Annotated in this window: 15 protein-coding genes; 4 read left to right on the top strand and 11 right to left on the bottom strand. The window is 64.3% G+C overall.

The window, feature by feature from the left end; all coding sequences use genetic code 11:
• Positions 1 to 156: 156 nt before the first annotated feature.
• Positions 157 to 2,376: an NADP-dependent isocitrate dehydrogenase gene (locus NXY83_RS06110; protein ID WP_258805192.1), complete on the bottom strand. Its 2,220-nt coding sequence runs from the start codon at positions 2,374 to 2,376 to the stop codon at positions 157 to 159.
• Between the two features lie 331 nt (positions 2,377 to 2,707).
• On the opposite strand from NXY83_RS06110, the gene NXY83_RS06105 reads away from it, so the two are divergent.
• Both NXY83_RS06105 and NXY83_RS06100 read left to right on the top strand, forming a co-directional pair.
• A complete protein-coding gene (locus NXY83_RS06105; protein WP_258805191.1) occupies positions 2,708 to 3,676 on the top strand; it encodes a trypsin-like serine peptidase in 969 nt (322 codons plus the stop codon).
• Positions 3,660 to 3,878 carry a hypothetical protein gene (locus NXY83_RS06100; RefSeq protein ID WP_258805190.1) on the top strand — a complete coding sequence of 73 codons (219 nt, stop codon included), beginning with the start codon at positions 3,660 to 3,662 and terminating at the stop codon, positions 3,876 to 3,878. Before NXY83_RS06105 ends, NXY83_RS06100 begins: the two co-directional genes overlap by 17 nt.
• A gap of 91 nt (positions 3,879 to 3,969) precedes the next feature.
• Here the strand turns inward: NXY83_RS06100 and purH are convergent, their stop codons facing one another.
• Entirely contained in the window at positions 3,970 to 5,655 is a 1,686-nt protein-coding gene (gene purH / locus NXY83_RS06095) for a bifunctional phosphoribosylaminoimidazolecarboxamide formyltransferase/IMP cyclohydrolase (RefSeq protein WP_258805189.1), read from the bottom strand.
• A 144-nt stretch (positions 5,656 to 5,799) separates the two neighbouring features.
• Here purH and NXY83_RS06090 point away from each other — a divergent pair, with 144 nt between their 5' ends.
• Positions 5,800 to 7,152 carry an MFS transporter gene (locus NXY83_RS06090; protein ID WP_258805188.1) on the top strand — a complete coding sequence of 451 codons (1,353 nt, stop codon included), beginning with the start codon at positions 5,800 to 5,802 and terminating at the stop codon, positions 7,150 to 7,152.
• A gap of 93 nt (positions 7,153 to 7,245) precedes the next feature.
• Here the strand turns inward: NXY83_RS06090 and NXY83_RS06085 are convergent, their stop codons facing one another.
• Together NXY83_RS06085 and purN are read right to left on the bottom strand one after the other, a co-directional pair.
• Positions 7,246 to 7,758 carry a hypothetical protein gene (locus NXY83_RS06085; RefSeq protein WP_258805187.1) on the bottom strand — a complete coding sequence of 171 codons (513 nt, stop codon included), beginning with the start codon at positions 7,756 to 7,758 and terminating at the stop codon, positions 7,246 to 7,248.
• Between the two features lie 576 nt (positions 7,759 to 8,334).
• A complete protein-coding gene (purN, locus tag NXY83_RS06080; protein WP_258805186.1) occupies positions 8,335 to 8,904 on the bottom strand; it encodes a phosphoribosylglycinamide formyltransferase in 570 nt (189 codons plus the stop codon).
• Between the two features lie 39 nt (positions 8,905 to 8,943).
• On the opposite strand from purN, the gene NXY83_RS06075 reads away from it, so the two are divergent.
• Positions 8,944 to 9,375 (top strand): hypothetical protein, encoded by a 432-nt coding sequence (locus NXY83_RS06075; RefSeq protein WP_258805185.1) that lies wholly within the window; start codon positions 8,944 to 8,946, stop codon positions 9,373 to 9,375.
• Between the two features lie 33 nt (positions 9,376 to 9,408).
• On the opposite strand, the gene NXY83_RS06070 is transcribed toward NXY83_RS06075, so the two are convergent.
• From NXY83_RS06070 to NXY83_RS06040, 7 genes are all read right to left on the bottom strand, one after another.
• Positions 9,409 to 10,722 (bottom strand): DUF6350 family protein, encoded by a 1,314-nt coding sequence (locus NXY83_RS06070; RefSeq protein ID WP_258805184.1) that lies wholly within the window; start codon positions 10,720 to 10,722, stop codon positions 9,409 to 9,411.
• A 457-nt stretch (positions 10,723 to 11,179) separates the two neighbouring features.
• On the bottom strand, positions 11,180 to 12,034 hold the full coding sequence (locus tag NXY83_RS06065) for a PRC and DUF2382 domain-containing protein (RefSeq protein WP_258805183.1): 855 nt from the start codon (positions 12,032 to 12,034) through the stop codon (positions 11,180 to 11,182).
• Between the two features lie 229 nt (positions 12,035 to 12,263).
• Positions 12,264 to 13,724: an L-fucose/L-arabinose isomerase family protein gene (locus NXY83_RS06060; protein ID WP_258805182.1), complete on the bottom strand. Its 1,461-nt coding sequence runs from the start codon at positions 13,722 to 13,724 to the stop codon at positions 12,264 to 12,266.
• Between the two features lie 129 nt (positions 13,725 to 13,853).
• Positions 13,854 to 14,909 carry a rhamnose ABC transporter substrate-binding protein gene (rhaS, locus tag NXY83_RS06055; protein ID WP_258805181.1) on the bottom strand — a complete coding sequence of 352 codons (1,056 nt, stop codon included), beginning with the start codon at positions 14,907 to 14,909 and terminating at the stop codon, positions 13,854 to 13,856.
• Positions 14,910 to 14,968: 59 nt separating this feature from the next.
• Positions 14,969 to 16,057: an ABC transporter permease gene (locus tag NXY83_RS06050; RefSeq protein ID WP_258805180.1), complete on the bottom strand. Its 1,089-nt coding sequence runs from the start codon at positions 16,055 to 16,057 to the stop codon at positions 14,969 to 14,971.
• Positions 16,050 to 17,099 carry an ABC transporter permease gene (locus NXY83_RS06045; protein ID WP_258805179.1) on the bottom strand — a complete coding sequence of 350 codons (1,050 nt, stop codon included), beginning with the start codon at positions 17,097 to 17,099 and terminating at the stop codon, positions 16,050 to 16,052. The genes NXY83_RS06050 and NXY83_RS06045 overlap by 8 nt, the downstream gene beginning before the upstream one ends.
• A complete protein-coding gene (locus NXY83_RS06040; protein ID WP_258805178.1) occupies positions 17,096 to 18,646 on the bottom strand; it encodes a sugar ABC transporter ATP-binding protein in 1,551 nt (516 codons plus the stop codon). The genes NXY83_RS06045 and NXY83_RS06040 overlap by 4 nt, the downstream gene beginning before the upstream one ends.
• Positions 18,647 to 18,901 lie beyond the last annotated feature (255 nt).

The raw sequence follows: 18,901 nt of genomic DNA, 5'->3' as shown, positions 1-18,901 counted from the left end.
CCTCAGGATAGGAAAACCTAGCAGTCCCCGGCCGAAACCGAGATGCTAAGCGTGCTTAGTACCTTAGCAATTTTTCCTGAGGGCACAACTTGCGCCCGTGCCCCGGAAACAACAAAGCGGCGTTCCGGAAATCCGGAACGCCGCTTTGCCAATGGGCTAGTTCAGTGTGGCGATGACCTTGTTCAGGGTGGCCGACGGGCGCATCACAGCCGAAGCCTTGGCGTCGTCGGGGCGGTAGTAGCCTCCGATGTCCACCGGGGAACCCTGGATCTCAGCCAGCTCGCCCACAATCGTTTCCTCCTTGGAGGAAAGCTCTCCGGCGACCGAGCTGAACGCGGCGGCCAGGTCGGCGTCGTCCGTCTGCTTGGCCAGTTCCTCGGCCCAGTAGCGGGCCAGGAAGTAGTGGCTGCCACGGTTGTCCAGCTCGCCGGCGCGGCGGCTCGGGGACTTGTTCTCCAGCAGGAACGTGCCGGTGGCGCGGTCGAGGGTGTCGGCCAGGACCTGGGCACGGGCGTTGCCCGCCGTGGTGGCAAGGTGCTCGAAGCTGACAGCCAGTGCCAGGAACTCGCCGAGGCTGTCCCAGCGCAGGTGGTTCTCCTTGAGCAGCTGCTGGACGTGCTTCGGGGCGGAGCCACCGGCGCCGGTCTCGAAGAGTCCGCCGCCGTTCATCAGTGGGACAACGGAGAGCATCTTGGCGCTGGTGCCCAGTTCCAGGATAGGGAACAGGTCCGTGAGGTAGTCCCGGAGGACGTTGCCGGACACGGAGATGGTGTCCTCACCCTTGCGGATGCGCTCAAGGGTGAACGCGATGGCCTTCACCGGGGACAGGATCTGGATGTCCAGGCCCTCGGTGTCGTGGTCCTGCAGGTACTCGTTGACCTTGGCGATGAGGTTGGCGTCATGGGCGCGTTCCTCGTCCAGCCAGAACACGGCCGGGGTCTGGGAGGCGCGGGCACGGGTGACGGCCAGCTTGACCCAGTCGCGGATGGGGAGGTCCTTGGTCTGGCAGGCGCGCCAGATGTCGCCTTCGGAGACCTGGTGTTCGATCAGGACGTTGCCGGAGCCGTCCACGATCTGCACCGTGCCTGCTTCCTGAATTTCGAAGGTCTTGTCGTGGCTGCCGTATTCTTCGGCCGCCTGCGCCATCAGGCCGACGTTCGGGACGGTGCCCATGGTGGTGGGGTCGTAGGCTCCGTTGGCCCGGCAGTCATCGATGACCACCTGGTAGATGCCCGCATAGGAGCTGTCCGGCAGGACTGCCAGGGTGTCGGCTTCCTTGCCGTCCGGGCCCCACATGTGGCCCGAGCTGCGGATCATGGCCGGCATGGAGGCGTCGACGATGACGTCGCTGGGGACGTTGAGCGTGGTGATGCCCTTGTCGGAATCCACCATCGCCAGCGCGGGACCTTCTTCGAGGCCCTTCTTGATGAGGTTCTGCACGCCGTCGCGCACATCCTCGGGAAGGTCCTCAAGGCTGCTCAGGATGGCGGCGAGGCCGTTGTTGGGGCTGATGCCGGCGGCGGCCAGCTGCTTGCCGTAGGTTTCGAAAAGCTCCGAGAAGTAGGCCTTGACCACGTGGCCGAAGATGATGGGGTCCGAAACCTTCATCATGGTGGCCTTCAGGTGTGCGGAGAACAGCACGCCTTCTTCCTTGGCGCGGGCGACCTGGGCCTTCAGGAACTCGTCCAGGGCAGCGGCGCGCATCACGGTGCCGTCGATGACTTCGCCGGCCAGGACCGGGAACGCCTTCTTCAGGACCTTCACCGAGCCGTCTTCGCGGACCAGCTGGATGGCGATGGTGCCCTCGGACTCAATGACGACGGACTTCTCGTTGGAGCGGAAGTCGTCCTTGCCCATGGTGGCAACGTTGGTCTTGGAGTCCGCGGTCCAGGCGCCCATGGAGTGCGGATTCTGGCGTGCGTAGTTCTTGACGGACAGGGGTGCGCGGCGGTCCGAGTTGCCCTCGCGCAGGACCGGGTTCACGGCGGAGCCCTTGATCTTGTCGTAACGGGAGCGGATGGCCGTTTCCTCATCTGAGGAGGGGTTGTCCGGATAGTCCGGCAGCGCGTAGCCCTGGCCCTGCAGCTCTGCGATGGCGGCCTTCAGCTGCGGGATGGAGGCGCTGATGTTGGGCAGCTTGATGATGTTGGCTTCCGGCGTCTTTGCCAGTTCACCCAGTTCAGCAAGCGCATCACCGACCTGCTGCTCCGGGGTGAGGTAGTCACCGAACACGGCAATGATGCGGCCGGCGAGCGAGATGTCACGGGTCTCCACCTCCACACCTGCTGTCGAAGCGAACGCCTCGATGATGGGCAGGAACGAATAGGTAGCCAGCATGGGCGCTTCGTCGGTGTGGGTGTAGATGATCTTGGACATGCGCGGGCGTCTCCCTGAAGGTCGGCTTGGTTATGAAATCCGGTCTATTTCACCAACTACAACTTACCCGAGGACGCTGAATTGAACCCTACCGGCGCCACTGGATTACCCTTGCGGTGAGCAGGATTACAGCGATGGAGAACGGACGACGGCGGTACGCGCCCGGGCGCGTTGCCCCGGCCATGCCTCCGCCCCGGGCAGCGGCTACAGGGCCACCCGAAGCCGTACATGATACGTCACTACTATTTACAAACTTGTCATATCACGGTAAATTCGCTAAGTCACTCTTGGCCCGCCCCGGGGCCCGCACCTCGTTTCAGACAGGACAATAATGACACGCACCAGGTCTCTGGCCACCGGTCTCCTGAGCCTCTCGGCCGCTGCCGTTCTAGCACTCAGCGCGGCCGGCGGAGCCACCGCCGCGCCCACCTCCGAGGACAGGAAAAAGGATCCTTCCGTCGTCAGCATCACCGTGGACAGCACCGGAGTGGCCGAATACTGGACGGCTGAGAAGATGAAGAGCGCCATCCCCGGCGATGTCCTGGCCGCCAAGGCGCTGGAACGCGGCAACCGCTCCAGCGCGCTGCTCGTGGAAAAGGGCAAGAAGAGCGAGGTCAAGCCCACCAAGGGCAAGCCCACGATTGCGGCCAGTGAAGCTCCGGTCAAGCACGTCGGCAAGGTGTTCTTCACCCTGGGCGGTTCCAACTACGTCTGCTCCGGCAACGCCGTGTCCTCCCTGAACAGGAGCACGGTATCCACCGCCGGGCATTGCGCCTTTGGAGGACCGGGGCAGAAAGCCACCAATTTCATCTTCATGCCCGCCTATGAGAACGGCCCGTCACACTACGGCCAGTGGACGGCAAAGTCCCTGCACGCCCCCGCGCAGTGGACCGCCACCGGGGACATGGCATACGACACTGCCTTCGCCGTGATGAACCCAAACAGCAGCGGCCAACTCCTGACAGACGTCGTGGGCGGTTCCGGCGTGGCCTTCAACCAGGCCTACGGCCTGACTTACAAGTCCTTCGGTTACCCGGCCGCCAAGCCCTTCGATGGAGAAACCCTGAAGAGCTGCACCGGAACGGCCGCCAACGATCCCCACAACCCGCAGTTCGGCACCCAGGGCATCCCCTGCAACATGACCGGTGGATCCTCTGGCGGTCCGTGGTTCATCGGTACCGACTCCTCGGGCATACAGAACTCTGTCAACAGCTACGGTTACAAAAGTTCCGCAGTGATGTACGGCCCGTACTGGGGTTCCATTATCGAGGCCACCTACAACAGTGCAGCCATCTCCTGACGGCGAGCCGTCGGGGCAGGATTCGGTCAGCCGCGGCGATGTAAACCAGACGCACGAGGAGATCCTCGAGTACTGGACAAAGCAACGGATGGTGGAAGCCAAACCCCGGGAGCTTCGGCTTCCGGCGGAGGGTCCGCGTCTCAAGCAGAGGGGCGCGGACGCTGAAGAACCGGGCTCCGGCCCGGCAGGCTCGGCTCCCTAGGAACTTCTACAAACAACGCAGGCAAACAACGACGGCGCCTGTCCCCACCGCGGGGACAGGCGCCGTCGTTTAAACCAGGTTGTCCGGCTTCTCAGTGGAAGAAGTGGCGGGCACCGGTGAAGTACATCGTCACGCCGGCGGCGTTTGCTGCGGCGATGACTTCCTCGTCGCGGACGGACCCGCCCGGCTGCACCACGGCGCGGACGCCGGCCTCGATCAGGATCTGCAGGCCGTCAGCGAACGGGAAGAAGGCGTCGGACGCTGCAACGGCGCCGCGGGCGCGCTGGGGCGCCCCGCTCGCATCAGTGTTCGAGGCACCGCCGGCACCGTCGACGTCGGACTCGACCTCTACGCCCAGGGTGTTGGCCCGCTCCACGGCCAGGCGGCAGGAATCCAGGCGGTTGACCTGGCCCATGCCGATGCCGACGGCGGCGCCGTCAGCGGCGAGGAGGATGGCGTTGGATTTCGCGGCCCGGCAGGCGGTCCAGGCGAAGGCGAGGTCTGCGAGGGTCTTTTCGTCTGCTGCTTCGCCGGCCGCAAGGGTCCAGTTGCCGGGGTTGTCGCCGTCAGCATCCACCTTGTCGCTGACCTGGACCAGCATGCCACCGGAGACCTGCCGCATTTCCGCCGGGTAGCGGCCGTAGCCCTCGGGAAGCGCGAGCAGGCGGATGTTCTTCTTCGTGGAGAGGATCTCCACGGCTTCCGGTTCGAAGCCCGGGGCGATGACAACCTCGGTGAAGATGTCCTTGACGGTGTTGGCCATTCCGGCGGTGACCATGCGGTTCGCGGCGATGACTCCGCCGAACGCGGAGACGGGGTCGCAGGCGTGGGCCTTGGCGTGGGCGTCGGCGATGGGGTCGGCGGCGTCCGCGGATCCGACAGCCACACCGCACGGGTTGGCGTGCTTGATGATGGCAACGGCGGGTTCGCTGAAGTCGTAGGCGGCGCGGAGGGCGGCATCGGCATCAACGAAATTGTTGTAGCTCATGGCCTTGCCGTGCAGCTGGTCCGCCTGGGCGATGCCGACGGGTGCTGCCTTGTCCACATAGAGGGCGGCCTGCTGGTGGGGGTTCTCGCCGTAACGCAGGACCTCCGAGCGCTCCAGGGACACGCCTGCGTAGGCGGGCCAGTCGATGACGCCGTCGCCGTCCTCATCCAGGAACTGGCTGGCAGTCCAGGTGGCCACGGCGTTGTCGTAGGACGCGGTGTGGGCGAAGGCCTTGGCCGCGAGGCGGCGGCGGGTCTTCAAGTCGAAGCCGCCTGCTGCGGCGGCCTCCACAACATGGCCATAGAACGAGGGGTCAACCACGATGGCGACGGCCGCGTGGTTCTTAGCGGCCGACCGCACCATGGCGGGGCCTCCGATATCGATCTGCTCCACCACGTCGTCCTGGGCGGCGCCGGACTTGACGGTCTCAACGAAGGGGTAGAGGTTTACCACCACCAGGTCGAAGGGTTCGATCTGCATGCTGGTGAGCGTATCCATGTGGGCCGGCACGCGGCGGTCGGCCAGGATGCCGCCGTGGACGCGCGGGTGCAGCGTCTTGACGCGGCCGTCCAGCATCTCCGGCGAACCGGTGACTTCCTCGACTTCCTGCACCGGGATGCCCGCGGCGGCGATCTTCTTAGCCGTGGAGCCGGTGGACACCAGCTTCACTCCTGCTGAGTGCAGGCCCTGGGCGAGCTCCTCCAGACCGGTCTTGTCGTAAACCGAGATCAGCGCCCGGCGGATGGGAACACGGTCAATGGATACGCGCTCATGCTGCGTGAAGCTCACAAATGTCTCCGTCTTATCTCGCGGAACAGTGCCGCGGTTGGTGGGGATAGGGCCAGTTTATCGCGAAGCGCAGGTTGCCCCGCGTGTCTGCCGGAGTGTGAACACCGGTGGGCACGGCGGCTAGAGTTTTCCCAGGAGGCTGCGATGAATACTTACACCACTGTGCCGAGCGGCGAACAGGTGGTCCAGGAACTGCCATGGCGATGGAAAGTCCAGGGCAGGATTTTTTTGATCGGCGGTCTTGGCTTCATGTTCGATGCCTGGGACGTAACGCTGAACGGCATCCTCATTCCGCTGCTCTCCACCCACTGGGCACTGACTCCGGGCGAGGTCGCATGGGTGGGCACGTCCAACCTCATCGGCATGGCCTTTGGTGCCTTCATCTGGGGTACCATCGCGGACACCATCGGGCGCAAGAAGGCTTTCACGGCTACGCTCCTGATCTTCTCGCTCTTCACCGTACTCGGGGCCTTCTCCCCCGATTTCATCTGGTTCTGCGTGTTCCGGTTCATGGCGGGCTTCGGCCTGGGCGGGTGCATCCCGGTGGATTATGCCCTGGTGGGTGAGTTCACGCCCCGGAAGCAGCGCGGCAAGGTGCTCACCGCGATGGACGGCTGGTGGCCCGTTGGCGCAGCACTGGCAGGCTTCGTCTCCGCCGGCCTCGTGGGCGTGTTCGGCGACTGGCGGTTGACCATGCTGGTGATGGTCCTGCCCGCACTGCTGGTGTTCTGGGTCCGGCGGAGCGTGCCCGAGTCGCCGCTGTTCCTGATCCGCAAGGGCAGGCGCGAGGAAGCGGCCAAGGTCATTGACGGCCTGGTGTCAGCCACCGGTGCGGAAGCGCGGGCCTACAGCCTGCCGGACGCGAAGGACGTGCCGCGGCTCTCCGCCGGCAGCGCCTGGACCCAGCTGCGTTCCGTCTGGCAGTTCAACTGGAAGATCACGGCCACGGCCTGGGCCCTGTTCTTCAGCATCCTGTTGGTCTACTACCTCTCGCTGACGTGGATGCCACGGATCCTGATCGGTGCCGGGTTCGCCGAGTACAAGGCATTCGTGACCACGGCGTCCATGGCCGCCGTCGGCCTGCTCGGCGTGGTCGTGGCTGCCCTCCTGGTGGAACGCGTGGGCCGGAAGTGGATCCTGGCCGTGACCGGTCCCCTGTCCGCGCTGACCCTGGTGATCGTCGCTTTTGTGGTGGACATCCCCACTGCAGCGGTGTTCTGGCTGCTGGTGTTCGGGTTCGTGGTGCAGGTGGCCATCCCGGTGCTGTACGCCTATGTGTCCGAGCTCTACCCCACCGAGCTGCGCGGTACCGGCTTTGGCTGGGCGTCCACTTTCTCGAGGCTGGGTGCCGGATTTGGCCCGCTGATCTTCGCGAACTACTTCTGGCCCGAACTCGGCCTGGCCACCTCCTTCGCCCTGGCCGGCGGGCTGGTCCTGCTGGCCGTGCTGTGGATGGCGTTCTTCTCCCCGGAAACCAAGCAGCGCCGCCTCGAGTAAACCCAGTAGCTCCCACCCTCCCCTCCCCTCCTGTCTCCTTCCCAACTAGGTAGCAGCAGGTGTCGTTTTGAATGCTGAAAACGACACCTGCTGCTACCTACTTGGAGACCAGCCGCGGCTGAGTAACGCCCGCCTGACTTTTGCGACGGCGGCCCGCGACCCGTCCTGCATGTGCCGTTTGGAAATCCTGACCAGCATCCAATCGGCCCGGACGAAGTCCTCTTCGCGGGCGATGTCGCGGATGATCTGTTCGGCTTCAGAATGGCCTTCACCCTCGTACTCCACGGCAACCTTCCGTTCCAGATACCTCAGGTCAGGTTGGCGTACGACGCCGACACTCAGCTCAGTGGGAACGTTCAGTTCAGGCTCCGGGAGACCTGCGTCCTCCAGCGCAAGCCTTAGCCTGGTCTCAGGGGCGGAATCTGAGCCGATTCTTGCCAGTTCCAAGGCGAGGCGGGCCTTCTGAATACCAGGGGTCCCCTTATGCCTGTCCAGCATGTCCTCCAAATCAGCACGGGTGGCATAAGGCTCGCATCTGGCTTCGAAGTCCGGCCGCGGAACCCGCAGCAGGTGGTCGGCGACGACGGTGACTTCTGCGACGCTCATTTTACGGGCGCAATCAAGCCAGGTTCGGGTGCGGGAAGTGACCACCGCGCCATGGAGGTTCACGATTTCGTCTGCAAAGAACTGGCCACGGTGTCCGCGCACTCCCCTGCGCCGCGGAATTGCAACCGTGTCAGGCCTGGAAACGTGAACGACGTCTTCATATGCTTCCCGGTGATATCCGGGAAATGACCAAAGAGAAAAGGCTGTGGCGTGCGAGGCTGCAGAAAACTCTGTGATGAGCGTAAGCGGCCGGACCTGTGGCAGAAGCTCGGCGGTCCCCTGGCCTGACCGCCTGATCCCCCTGCTGGGCACGTGGAGCGCATGGTGCCTTAACTGCCGACGGGACACACCGGCGTCGGCAGCCTCCTGAAAAGTGAACGCGATGGGGTTCAGCCGTTCGGGCAGGGGCTGCGCGGTCTTCATTTCCCCATGGTGGCAAAAACTGCGGCTGGTTGTGGAGGTTATCCACACCCTGGAGTTTCCTGCCCAACTAAGTAGCAGCAGGCGTCGTTTTCAGCGGTCAAAACGACACCTGCTGCTACTTAGTTGGGCGGGGAGGGAGAGCGGGACGCTGTGTCAGGAGGAGGCTGCGGCGAGGGACGCGAGGGTGGACACCAGCAGCCGGCGTTCCACCTCCTTGATCCGCTCGTGAAGGGTTTCCTCGGTGTCGCCCTCCTCGATGGCCACAGCCTCCTGGGCGATGATCGGCCCGGTATCCACCCCGGCGTCCGCCCAGTGCACCGTGCAGCCGGTAACTTTCACCCCATAGGCCATTGCGTCCCGGACCCCATGGGCGCCAGGGAAGGCCGGGAGCAAAGCCGGGTGCGTATTGAGGTACTTGCCTTTGAAAGCGGCGATGAATTCCGGGCTCACGATGCGCATGAATCCGGACGACACCACGACGTCAGGCGAGAACGAAGCCACAGCTTCAGTCAGCGCTGCGTTCCACTCCCCCCGGTCCTGGTACGCCTTGAAATCCACGACGAACGTGGGGATCCCGGCGGCGGCGGAGCGTTCCACACCGTAGGTCCCCGGGCGGTCAGCGCCCACGGCAGCGATCTCGACGTCGAGCTCCCCCGCCTTGACCGCGTCAATAACTGCCTGGAGATTGGACCCGGTACCGGAAACGAGGACTACGATGCGCATTGGTCCAGCTTATGGGCAGGCTCGCGTAGGCTGGAAAACATGAACAGCACCCCCGAACCGGCGCAGCAGCAGCGGACCAAACCCCCGCTCAGCGACGCAGCAAAGGCCTCGCTGGCCAGGACCCACACGCTGTTCCGGATGTTCGTCGTCTCCGTGCTTGGCGCGTTCTTCGTCTACCAGCTGGACGTCAGCTACCTCTGGCTGACGGCAATCCTCACCGCCGCCAGCCTGGCCCTGGGAGTAGTCCTGCTGGTCCGGGCGGCACGGTTGAAGGAATCCAAGCTCGTCCTCATCGGGACCATCTCGGGCCTGGTGGTATCAGCAATCCTGGTGCTGCTGATTCTGGTTACCGCGGTGTTCTTCAACGAGGTGCGCGACTACCAGGCGTGCCTGGGCCGGGCGCTGACAGACCAGGCCCAGACCGCGTGCCGGGTGCAGCTTGAGGGTTCACTGCCCACGCAGATCCCGTAGGACAACCTGCAGGCGCCGGACGCTTATAACGGCCTAGTGGACCAGTTCCGCGTCCTGGTCCTTCGCAGCCCGCTCACGTTCCAGCCAGGGTCCGGCTGCGTAACCAATGACGACGCCGGCACCCACCTCGACTGCCACGCAGACTCCTGTCCAGAGGGGGTCGGGGCCAATCTCGGTCAGTCGTCCGATGCCGGCTGAGCCGCGGGCCAGCCAGGCGAGGGAAACGGTCAGCAGTCCTGCGGCCAGGCCGGTCAGCGCCCCGAGCACCAGTGTGGACACAGTTGCCGTGAACCAGCGCACACGGATTTTGATGGAAAGCCACTCATCGAAGTGGTTCTCGCCCTCGCGCAGGAACCACCAGCCGGCCAGGACGCCGGCCAGCACGGGGACGATCAGCGCGATGAAGGCATAATCCAGCGGCCCGCCGGGAATAGCAGCCAATACCGGAATGGAGGGCAGCGGCCCGACGGCGGTGCCCAGTGGACCCACCTGGGAACCTACCCCCATGGCGAAGCCTGAACCCGACGTCCAGGCGAGGGCAAAGACCACGAGGTTTGGCAGGTAGCCAAGTTGGGCAATGGTGAGGGCCGCACCTCCGACGGCGCCGGCGTCGAGCGCTTCATAGACGGCGACCACCAGGTTCCAGTGGATGAACAGATCCACGCCCAGCAGCACCGAGGCCATCGCCACAGCAGACATGACGGCGACAAAGCCTGCTTTCCCGGCCGAGGCCAGGTATGAGCCTGCCCAGCGCGAGTGCTGGCTGGTGCGCGAGATCCAGTCCACTGCGTCGACGCCGATGAGCCTGCTCCAGGACCCGGCCTCGCGGCGGGCGCCGATCACCATCCCCAGGGCGTAGGGAATCAGGGGGACCAACATCGCGTGCCCAAGGTTGACGGTGACATCGGACGTCCGGCAGATGAAGCCCGTGGCCGCGCCGAAGGCTGAGTAGACCAGCCACGATCCCAGCAGGGCCTGCCAGAGCTGGTCAGTATAGGAGGCGCGCGCCAGGCGGCGCCCGGCGCGCCACGCCAGGAGGAACGGAATCAGGGTCAGGCCCAGGGGAACCAGTGTCAGGAGGCCCGCCTCCGCGTGGGCCGCCGCGTCGGAGCCGGCCGCGGTGAGTCCCAGCGGCACGCCGTGGACCAGCAGCCAGGACTGGCCACCCAGCCGTGCAAGGACGTCGAATTGGCTGTTCTGGAAACCGGCGGTCGCCCAGACGGCAACGATCGGAATCATCACCACCAGGGCGGAAATGAACGCTGCCTGGGCTGTTTCGATGGCGCCCTGCAGCCACAAGGGCATCGGAAGGCCACGGTCTCCGGTCTGATCAGCGCGCAGTTTCATCGTGTTCCATCGTGACACGGCCGCCCCGTTCTGCCCGGAAGCGACAGGCTCCGGACCGGCGTGAAACTGTACTTAGCACAACCTATCGCGGCGCTTTTTCCAGGGCTCCGCCGTAAAATAGGACTTACTGAAAGCGCAGACACCTGCAATGGTGCATAGGAAGTGCGGCTGGCCACCCTGCGACAGCTGGGCCAGCGAGGGACCCGGAATCCGTAAGCCGGGAAACAGGAGCCGCGAATGAAAGATGAACAATAAGTTCTGAAGATATTCGTCCTACTGGCTGGTGCAGTCTCCGCTTCGGCGCGGCTGCACCAGCATTTACAACAGAATCTGCAAGCACAGCGGCGCCGGGAGCCCCCAAGTAGGCTCCCGGCGTCGGTTGCTCTGGCGATATGTCGCCCCCGCCCTCTCTGCGCCTCCGTGTCATCGGCGCATCAGGACAGCATGTTTTGCTGGATTAGATCCCGCGGTCGTCGTCGCGGCGGCGGTCGCGGTCCACGCCGTCTGCCTCGATTTTCTCCTTGCGGACTTCCTCATTGACCGTGACGTCGTCCTGGACGACGTCCTTGTCGAGGCGGACCCGCTCCACCGGAACGGCTTCCTTCTCTACCACGGGGCGTTCCTCGTGAAGGATCACCTCATGCTCTTCTTCGCTGATGTCCGGGCCGGACATGGCAGCGCCGCGGTTGGATTCCGTGATGGGCTCGCGCTCCAGCCGGACTTCCTCGCGCTGCACGGGTACGGTCTTGGTGACGTTCTCCGTGGTGACATATTTCCGCAGCCGGGCACGGCTGGCAGCCTCGCGCTCGGTGCCTACGTGCAGCCGCTCCTCGGACCGCGTCATGGCGTCGTCCGTGGTGGGTCCGGATGTGTCGTGGCCCACGGTATCGCGGTCAGTAGTGCGGTCGCGGTCAATACCGGCGGTGGGGGTGCCGGCGTTAAGGTCCGCGTCGCCCTGGGCGTCCACATCGTTCCGGGTGTCGGAGTAGGTACGGGCACTGCGCTCGTAGTAGGTGTACAGGCGGTCCTCTTCCTCAGGGGTAAGGTGGCCGTCCACGTCTACACGCGGGGCGTCCTTGACGTGCTCCTTGGTGTAGGGAACCACCAGGTCATCGCCCTGGCTGTGCGCACCTTCAACGGGAACAAAGGACTGGGACGTGCCGAAAAGCCCCGTCTTGACGGTGACCCACGTGGGCTCACCGGTGTCATCATCCGCGTAGAGCTGGCCGATCGAGCCGATCTTCTCGCCATCTGATCCGATGACGTTGCCACCCTTGTTGAGCAGGTCTTCAATGTTTTCCCTGTTGAGCATGACGTCTCCTTGGATGTGTCGTTGCGCTGGGCATAGCTGGCAATGGATGCTCCGCCACCGGGTGTTCCCGAGGTGCGGCCTCCGCCCCGGCTGCTTGAGGCTTTGCGCTAAGTACCCCTCTACCGTAAGCATGCTTAGCATCAAATGCAAAGCATACTTAGTAATTTTTTCTGGAACTTCAGGCCGGCGAAGCTGCGGTAAGGCGCACCTTCGGCAGGAGCAGGCCAGCTTAAAGTTTTTCCTGCTGCAGGGAAATATGCCTGTGCTCCACTCCAAGTAGGGCGGCAGCTGCACCGAGGTCGGCCGCCCGGTGCCCGAGGCAGAGTGCCCAGTGATGGCCCACGCCGGTTTGGCTCCAACGGTCAACCCACAGTCCCGGGTCACCGCCGAAATCCAGCCGGGAGGTGGTGTTTCCGATCTCCAGCAGCGGACCGGGGACCACTTCGCCTTCGGAGGTGACAAAGATGTACCTGCCGTCCCGTTCCTGTCCAAGGCCAAAGGTGGTAACAGGGCCTTGCCGCACATCGAACTCGACCGAAACTCCCCAGCCGCGCTTGCCGTGATACGTGCCCAGCCCCCGCAGGAGAGGTTCCCTGGCGGATACCGCAAGGTGCGCCGGGCCATCGTGGCCCATTTCCACTACCCCGTCGAAGAAATTGAGCGCCTGGATTTCAGTGAACGAACCGCCGGCTCCGAGGGCCTGGGCTGCCAGCATTGCGATGGAAGTCCGCAGTTCGTACTCACCGGCCATGGGGATACCACGGGCTGTGAGGATGGAGGAGCCCAGGATCATGCCGGCTGCCAGCCGTTCATGCTGTTCTCCGGCCAGTCCCCGGTGGTAGTAGGCCACGGAGTCCAGGTCGAAGTCTTCCACCAGCCTGTCCAGCCCTACGGAGACTTTGGCACCCCAGGCAAAGTCCTCCTCGTTGACCGAATCATCGAGTTTGAAAAGGTCTTTGGCCAACGCCAGGCGGTCTGCGACTTCCGCATCGGAGACCGTATTGACGCGTTCGCGCAGGTCATCGAATTCGAGGACTTCCACATGGGAACCGAAGGTTGTGGAGACACTGGTCAGGTCCGTGGAGACGTCCAGCATGCCCGGGTACAGGTGGCCCATCAGGCCGTGGCGGGCGTTCCGAAGCCGGGCGCGGACACCGGCGGCATGGACCCACTGGTTGATCCGCGCCCAGGCCGACTCCTGTTTCAGGTGTCCCGAGACGGAGCGGAAGTCGATGCCTGCCCGGCGGAAGACGTTGGCGACCTCGGGCACGGGGCACTGTCCGCAGTAGGCGAGCCATTTGCCGGTGTCGAAACTGGCGTGGTCCATTGCCTCGGTGGGCTGGAGATCAACAACCAGCACCGGAGTGTGCGAGCGCTGTGCGATGGGAAGGACCATGGATGAGGTCAGGTAGGTTGCCAGGAAAATGACAATCAGGTCGCAGTCGGCAACCCGCAGCTTCTCCCCCGCGGCGGCTGCCTCCGGTGGGTCGGAGATGAATCCGGCGTCGATCACTTCGGCGTCGAGTTCCCGGAGGCGGCCAGTGACGTAGCGCGCTGATTCCTGCAGCTGCGGCAAGAGATCGGGGAACTGCGGCCAGTAGGCTCCCAGGCCTCCTGATACCATCCCGATCCGGGTGGGCCGGCGCCTGTGGGGCTCCAGCAGTTCTGCTGAGCGGTTCGGATCTGCCACTGTGAACACAACCCTCCGGCTGGAAACTTCAGCGGAAAATGCGGGATTCAGATACTCCAAAAAACGTGGAGCAGGTGTCCTTTCCAGGCGGGCCCACGCGGCCCGCCCGGACAGGACCCGTGAGGGGAGCTAGAAGTCGTACTGGTCGATGTTGTCCTTGTTGAAAACGGTCGGCGGCCCTACGATGACCACTCCGCCTTCTTCGACTGTACGGTCTCCCAATTCCCCGGCAGTGAAGGTGTCGCCCTCGGCTCCGGTGATCTTTCCTTCCACGAGGGCTTTACCTGCGAACGCCGCCACGTAGCCCAGCTGGGCCGGATCCCACAGCGCGAATTCAGTAACAGTTCCGTCCTTGACGAACGGCCGCATTTCATTGGGCAGCCCCAGCCCCGTCAGCGCCACTTTGCCTTTATAGGCCGACGTGGAGAGGTAGCGGGCGGTGGCGGCGATGCCGACGGTCGTCGGCGAGATGATGCCCTTCAGGTTCGGGTGGGCCTGCAGCAGGCCCTGGGCTTCCTGGAAGGACTTGGTGTCGTCGTCATCACCGTAGACCTTGGCCACCAGCTTGATGTCCTTGTAGTCCGGGTTGGAGGCGAGGTCCTCCTCCATGAACTTGATCCATTCGTTCTGGTTGGTGGCGTTGGCCGTGGCGGACAAGATGGCGATTTCCCCGGATCCGCCAATCTGCTCTGCGATCAGTTTGGTCTGGATGAGCGCCACTTCTTTCGCCACAACCTGGCTGATGAAGACATCGCGGCAGTCAGGGTTTGCGTCCGAGTCGAAGGCGACAATCTTGGCACCTGCGGAGCGTGCCTCGCCGAGGGCCGTGCAGACGGCGTCGGGATCATTGGCGGCGATGACGATGACATCCGTCCCCGCCTGGGTCTCCGCGTTAATGAAGGACACCTGGCTGGACGCTGACGCTTCGAGCGGGCCGACCACCTGGGATGACGCGAAACCCGCTTCCTCGGATCCCTTCTTGCCGCCGCTGAGGACTACGTCCGTGTACGGGTTGTTCAGCTGCTTGGGGATGAACGTGATCGTCTGCTCTTCGACGGCACCGGTTTCGCCGGGCGTCCCGGCGCCACCATTGCAGGCAGTCAGGGCCAGCGCTGCGGCAGCCGTGAGGGCGACCAGCGGCACGGTGCGCCTGCCCAGTCCGGTGTTTTTGCGGTTGAACATCATTGTTTTCCTTTTCCTTGATGCGGTCGGATCCTTGGACGCGATGTGGCGGGTGATGCTGTTCAGGCGCTGTTTTGTGAGAATTGGCGGCGCACCCGGCGGGTGTGCCGCCACTCCCTTATGGCCGAACCAATGCTGGGAGCCACCACAGAGGCGATGAGCAGCAGTCCGGTCACGGTGATCAGGACGACGTCGGACACGCGGCCAAGGCGCAGGGCGTAGTTGAGGGTGCCGATCAGCAGGACGCCGGCGATGACGCCCGGAATGGTGCCCTTGCCGCCGAAGATGGATACCCCACCCAGGAGGACGGCGGCGATTACGGCGAGTTCCAGGCCGGACGCGTTGTCACTGCGGGCACTGGTGTACCGCAGCGTCCAGTAAATCCCGGCCAGGGCCGAAACCACGCCGGAGCCCACGTAAAGCCAGAACTTGCTGCGGGCCACGTTAATACCCACGAACGTGGCGGCTTCCTTGCTGTAGCCCATCGCGTAAAGGCCGCGCCCGAACGGGGTGAAATGCAGCAGGACGCCGAAAAACAGCATGATCAGCACGACGCCGATCATCACCGTCGGGATGCCGGTGGCACCAAGTTTTGAGGTGAAGAAGGCAGTGAGTGCCCTTGGGAAGTTGGCTACCGCGTTGTCCCCAATGACCACGAGGGCGAGGCCGCGGAACAATGCCAGGGTGCCGATGGTGACGGCCAGTGAGGGCAGGCCAAGGACGGCGATCAGGAAACCGTTGAACATTCCCGCCGCCGTACCCGCCAGCAGGCAGATAACGAGCACAAGCCAGATATCCATGCCGCCTGCCCACAGGACACCCATAAGGGCGCTCGTCAGGCCGGCGGTACTGGCCACCGAAAGGTCGATTTCTCCCGTGATGATGATCAGCGTCATGGGCATGGCGATGAGCAGGACCGGTATGACGTCCAGGAGCAGGAAGCCTGTGGTGACAGGGGAAGCGAACCGTGGGATGGCCACTGCCGCGTAGATGAGGAACGCCAGGAGGGCATAGATGGTGATGGCGTCGCGGCTGGCCAGGATCCGGGCCGCCCCTGTCCTGCCTTTAGGTTCGTCCGCAAGTGGCTTGGTGCTGTCCGCAACCGGGGCCGGTGGCGCCGGTTTGCTCCTGGGAGTAGTGGTCTCAGACATTGCGTGCCTCGCTTGTTCGCAGTTTCTTCGCAGTCCGCAGGCTGGCCAGGCGGTCGATGATGATGGCTGTCAGGATGAGGATGCCCACGATGGCCTGCTGCCAGAACTTGTCCACCCGCAAGGCCGTGAGCGAGCTGGTGATGGTGGTCAGGAGCAGTGCCCCCAGGGCGGCCCCGGCAACAGTTCCGCTGCCGCCGAAGATGGCGACGCCGCCTACCACCGCCGCCGCGACGACGTCCAGTTCCATGCCGCTTCCGGTAGTGGCGCCCACCGAGTTGAAGCGGCTCGCATAGAGGACGCCGGCCAGGCCGGCCAGGGCACCGTTGGCCAGGAATGCCAGGAACACCCGTTGGGAGACCTTGATGCCGAAGACCTTGGCGGCTTCCGGGTCCGAGCCGATGGCGTACAGGTCCCGGCCTGGGCGGGTGCCGGCCATGTAGACCCCTACCGCCACCACGACGGCGATGGCCAGCAGCGTAATGATGGGGAAGCCCAGGACGGTGTCCACGGACAGCGCCCCGAACGCCTCCGGCCGGTCTCCGGCGAAGTACTGCTTTCCGCCGGCCCAGGCATTGTTGAGGCCCCGGAACACGTACAGCGTGCCGAGGGTGATGACCAGCGCGGGAACCTTGGCCACCGTGACCAGAAGCCCGTTGACCCCACCCAGCAACGCGCCGAACGCAATCCCGAGGAGAACGACGGCGATGATGGGCAGGTCCGGCATCGCCGCGAAGATGGACCCGGTTCCGAAAGCGACGAGCCCCAGCATGGACCCGACCGAGAGATCGATGTTCCGCGTGATGATGAGCAGGCTCTGGCCGGCCGCCAGGATCACGATGATGGTCGCGTTCAGCAGGAGGTCTTTGATGCCCTGCGGGGACAGGAACAACGGGTTGTTGATGTAGGTGATGAGCACCAGCAGGGCCAGCGCAACCAGGACGGGAAGTTCGCGCAGCCGCAGCACGGAGCCAAGCGTGCGGAGGCCGCCGCCGGCGCGTCCGGCCGTCGTGCTTGATTCCCGATGTTCGATGGTGGAGCTCATTCCGTCACTCCCGTGGACGATGTTGCTGCATGCATAACGGACTCCGGAGTTGCGGCTTCCCTGTCCAGCTGGGCCGTTATCCGCCCCTCGCGCATGACCAGGACCCGGTCCGCCATGCCCAGGACTTCGGGGAGCTCGGAGGAGATCATCAGGATGGCGATCCCGCGCCCGGCCAGGTCGGAGATGAGGCGGTGGACCTCGCTCTTCGTCCCCACATCGATGCCGCGGGTGGGTTCGTCAATGATCAGCAGCCGGGGCTCTGTTGCGAGCCATTTAGCGAGTACCACCTTTTGCTGGTTGCCGCCGGAGAGGGTGGAGACCGAGTGTTCCTGTGAGCCGGCTTTGACCTGCAGGCGCTTGCTCCACTCCTCGGCAGCGCGCCGCTCCTTGGCACCATTGATCAGCCCCGCCGTCAGGAATTTCTCCCGAAGGGTCAGGGTGATGTTGCGTGCGACGGACAGGTTCATGACCAGGCCCTGCTTGCGGCGGTCCTCGGGGACGAACCCAAGGCCGGCTGCGATGGCGGCCTGGGGGTCCCGGGCCTTCAGCCGCTTGCCCTCCACTTCGATCCGTCCGGAATCGTAGGAGTCGATGCCGAAAACGGCGCGGGCAACTTCGGTGCGGCCCGCTCCCACCAGTCCGGCCAGGGCAACAATTTCCCCGGCCCGGACCTCGAAGCTGATGTCACGGAAAACCCCGGCGCTGCTGAGGCCTTCCACTTTGAGGACAGTGTGGCCGATCTCCGCCTCTGTCTTGGGGAACAGGGCGGCGATGTCACGGCCCACCATTTCGCGGACGATCCGGTCCACCGTGACGTCAGCGGTGCGGTGGGTGGCGATGTAGCGCCCGTCCCGCATGACGGTGATCCGGTCACAGAGGTCAAACACCTCGTCGAAGCGGTGCGAGATGAACAGGATCCCGGTCCCCTTGTCCCGGAGGGCGCGGGCCACGGCGAAAAGCCTGTCCACTTCCACCCCGCTCAAGGCGGCCGTCGGCTCGTCCATGACCAGGACCTTGGCATCGAGGGAGATGGCTTTTGCGATCTCGATGATTTGCTGGTCCGCAATGGAGAGCCCTTCCGCCACCCGGGAGGGATCGATGGGCACCCCCAGCCGCGTGAACAGTTCGGCGGCCTGCCGCCGCATCTCGGTACGGCTGATGAGCCGCGACCATCCTTTCGGTTGCCGGCCAATAAAGATGTTCTCCGCCACGGTCAGGTCCGGGAACAGCGTGGGTTCCTGGTAGATGACCGAGATGCCGGCAGCCTTGCTCTCGGCCACATTCCGGAAATGGACCGGTTCGCCGTTGAGCCGGAAATCCCCGGAGTCCGGATGGTGAAGACCTGCCAGGATCTTCACCAGCGTGGATTTGCCGGCTCCGTTTTCTCCGACCAAGGCGTGGATCTCCCCCGACTGGACTTCAATAGTGCCGTCCGCCAGGGCAACCACCGGACCGAATGTCTTGGCTGCATGCGTCAGCGAAAGTATCGCCGGGCGCGGCCCGTCCGTTGAGCCGGGAGCCGTGTGGGAATTCGAAGTCTGCTGCATAAAGTGAACCGCGCCTTCGGGGTTTACCAACTCGGAATGAATCGTTTCAGAACGCCCTTGTGGTTTGAATCATAGGACTGCCCAACATCGCCGTCAATAGAATCCGGGCCCACTGGAACTTTCGTAACCGATCCGTGTTCCCCCGTCCGTGGAAACGCCGTGGAGAAGCGGCGGTGGCCACGCCCGGACATTTGCGCAAGGCGCCTCCTGTTCACCCAACTTTTCCCTCCGGGTAACGCTTTCTGCCCCGCCGTG

Source organism: Pseudarthrobacter sp. NS4, assembly GCF_024758005.1.
GTDB lineage: Bacteria > Actinomycetota > Actinomycetes > Actinomycetales > Micrococcaceae > Arthrobacter.
This window is presented reverse-complemented; position numbering and strand designations above follow the sequence as displayed.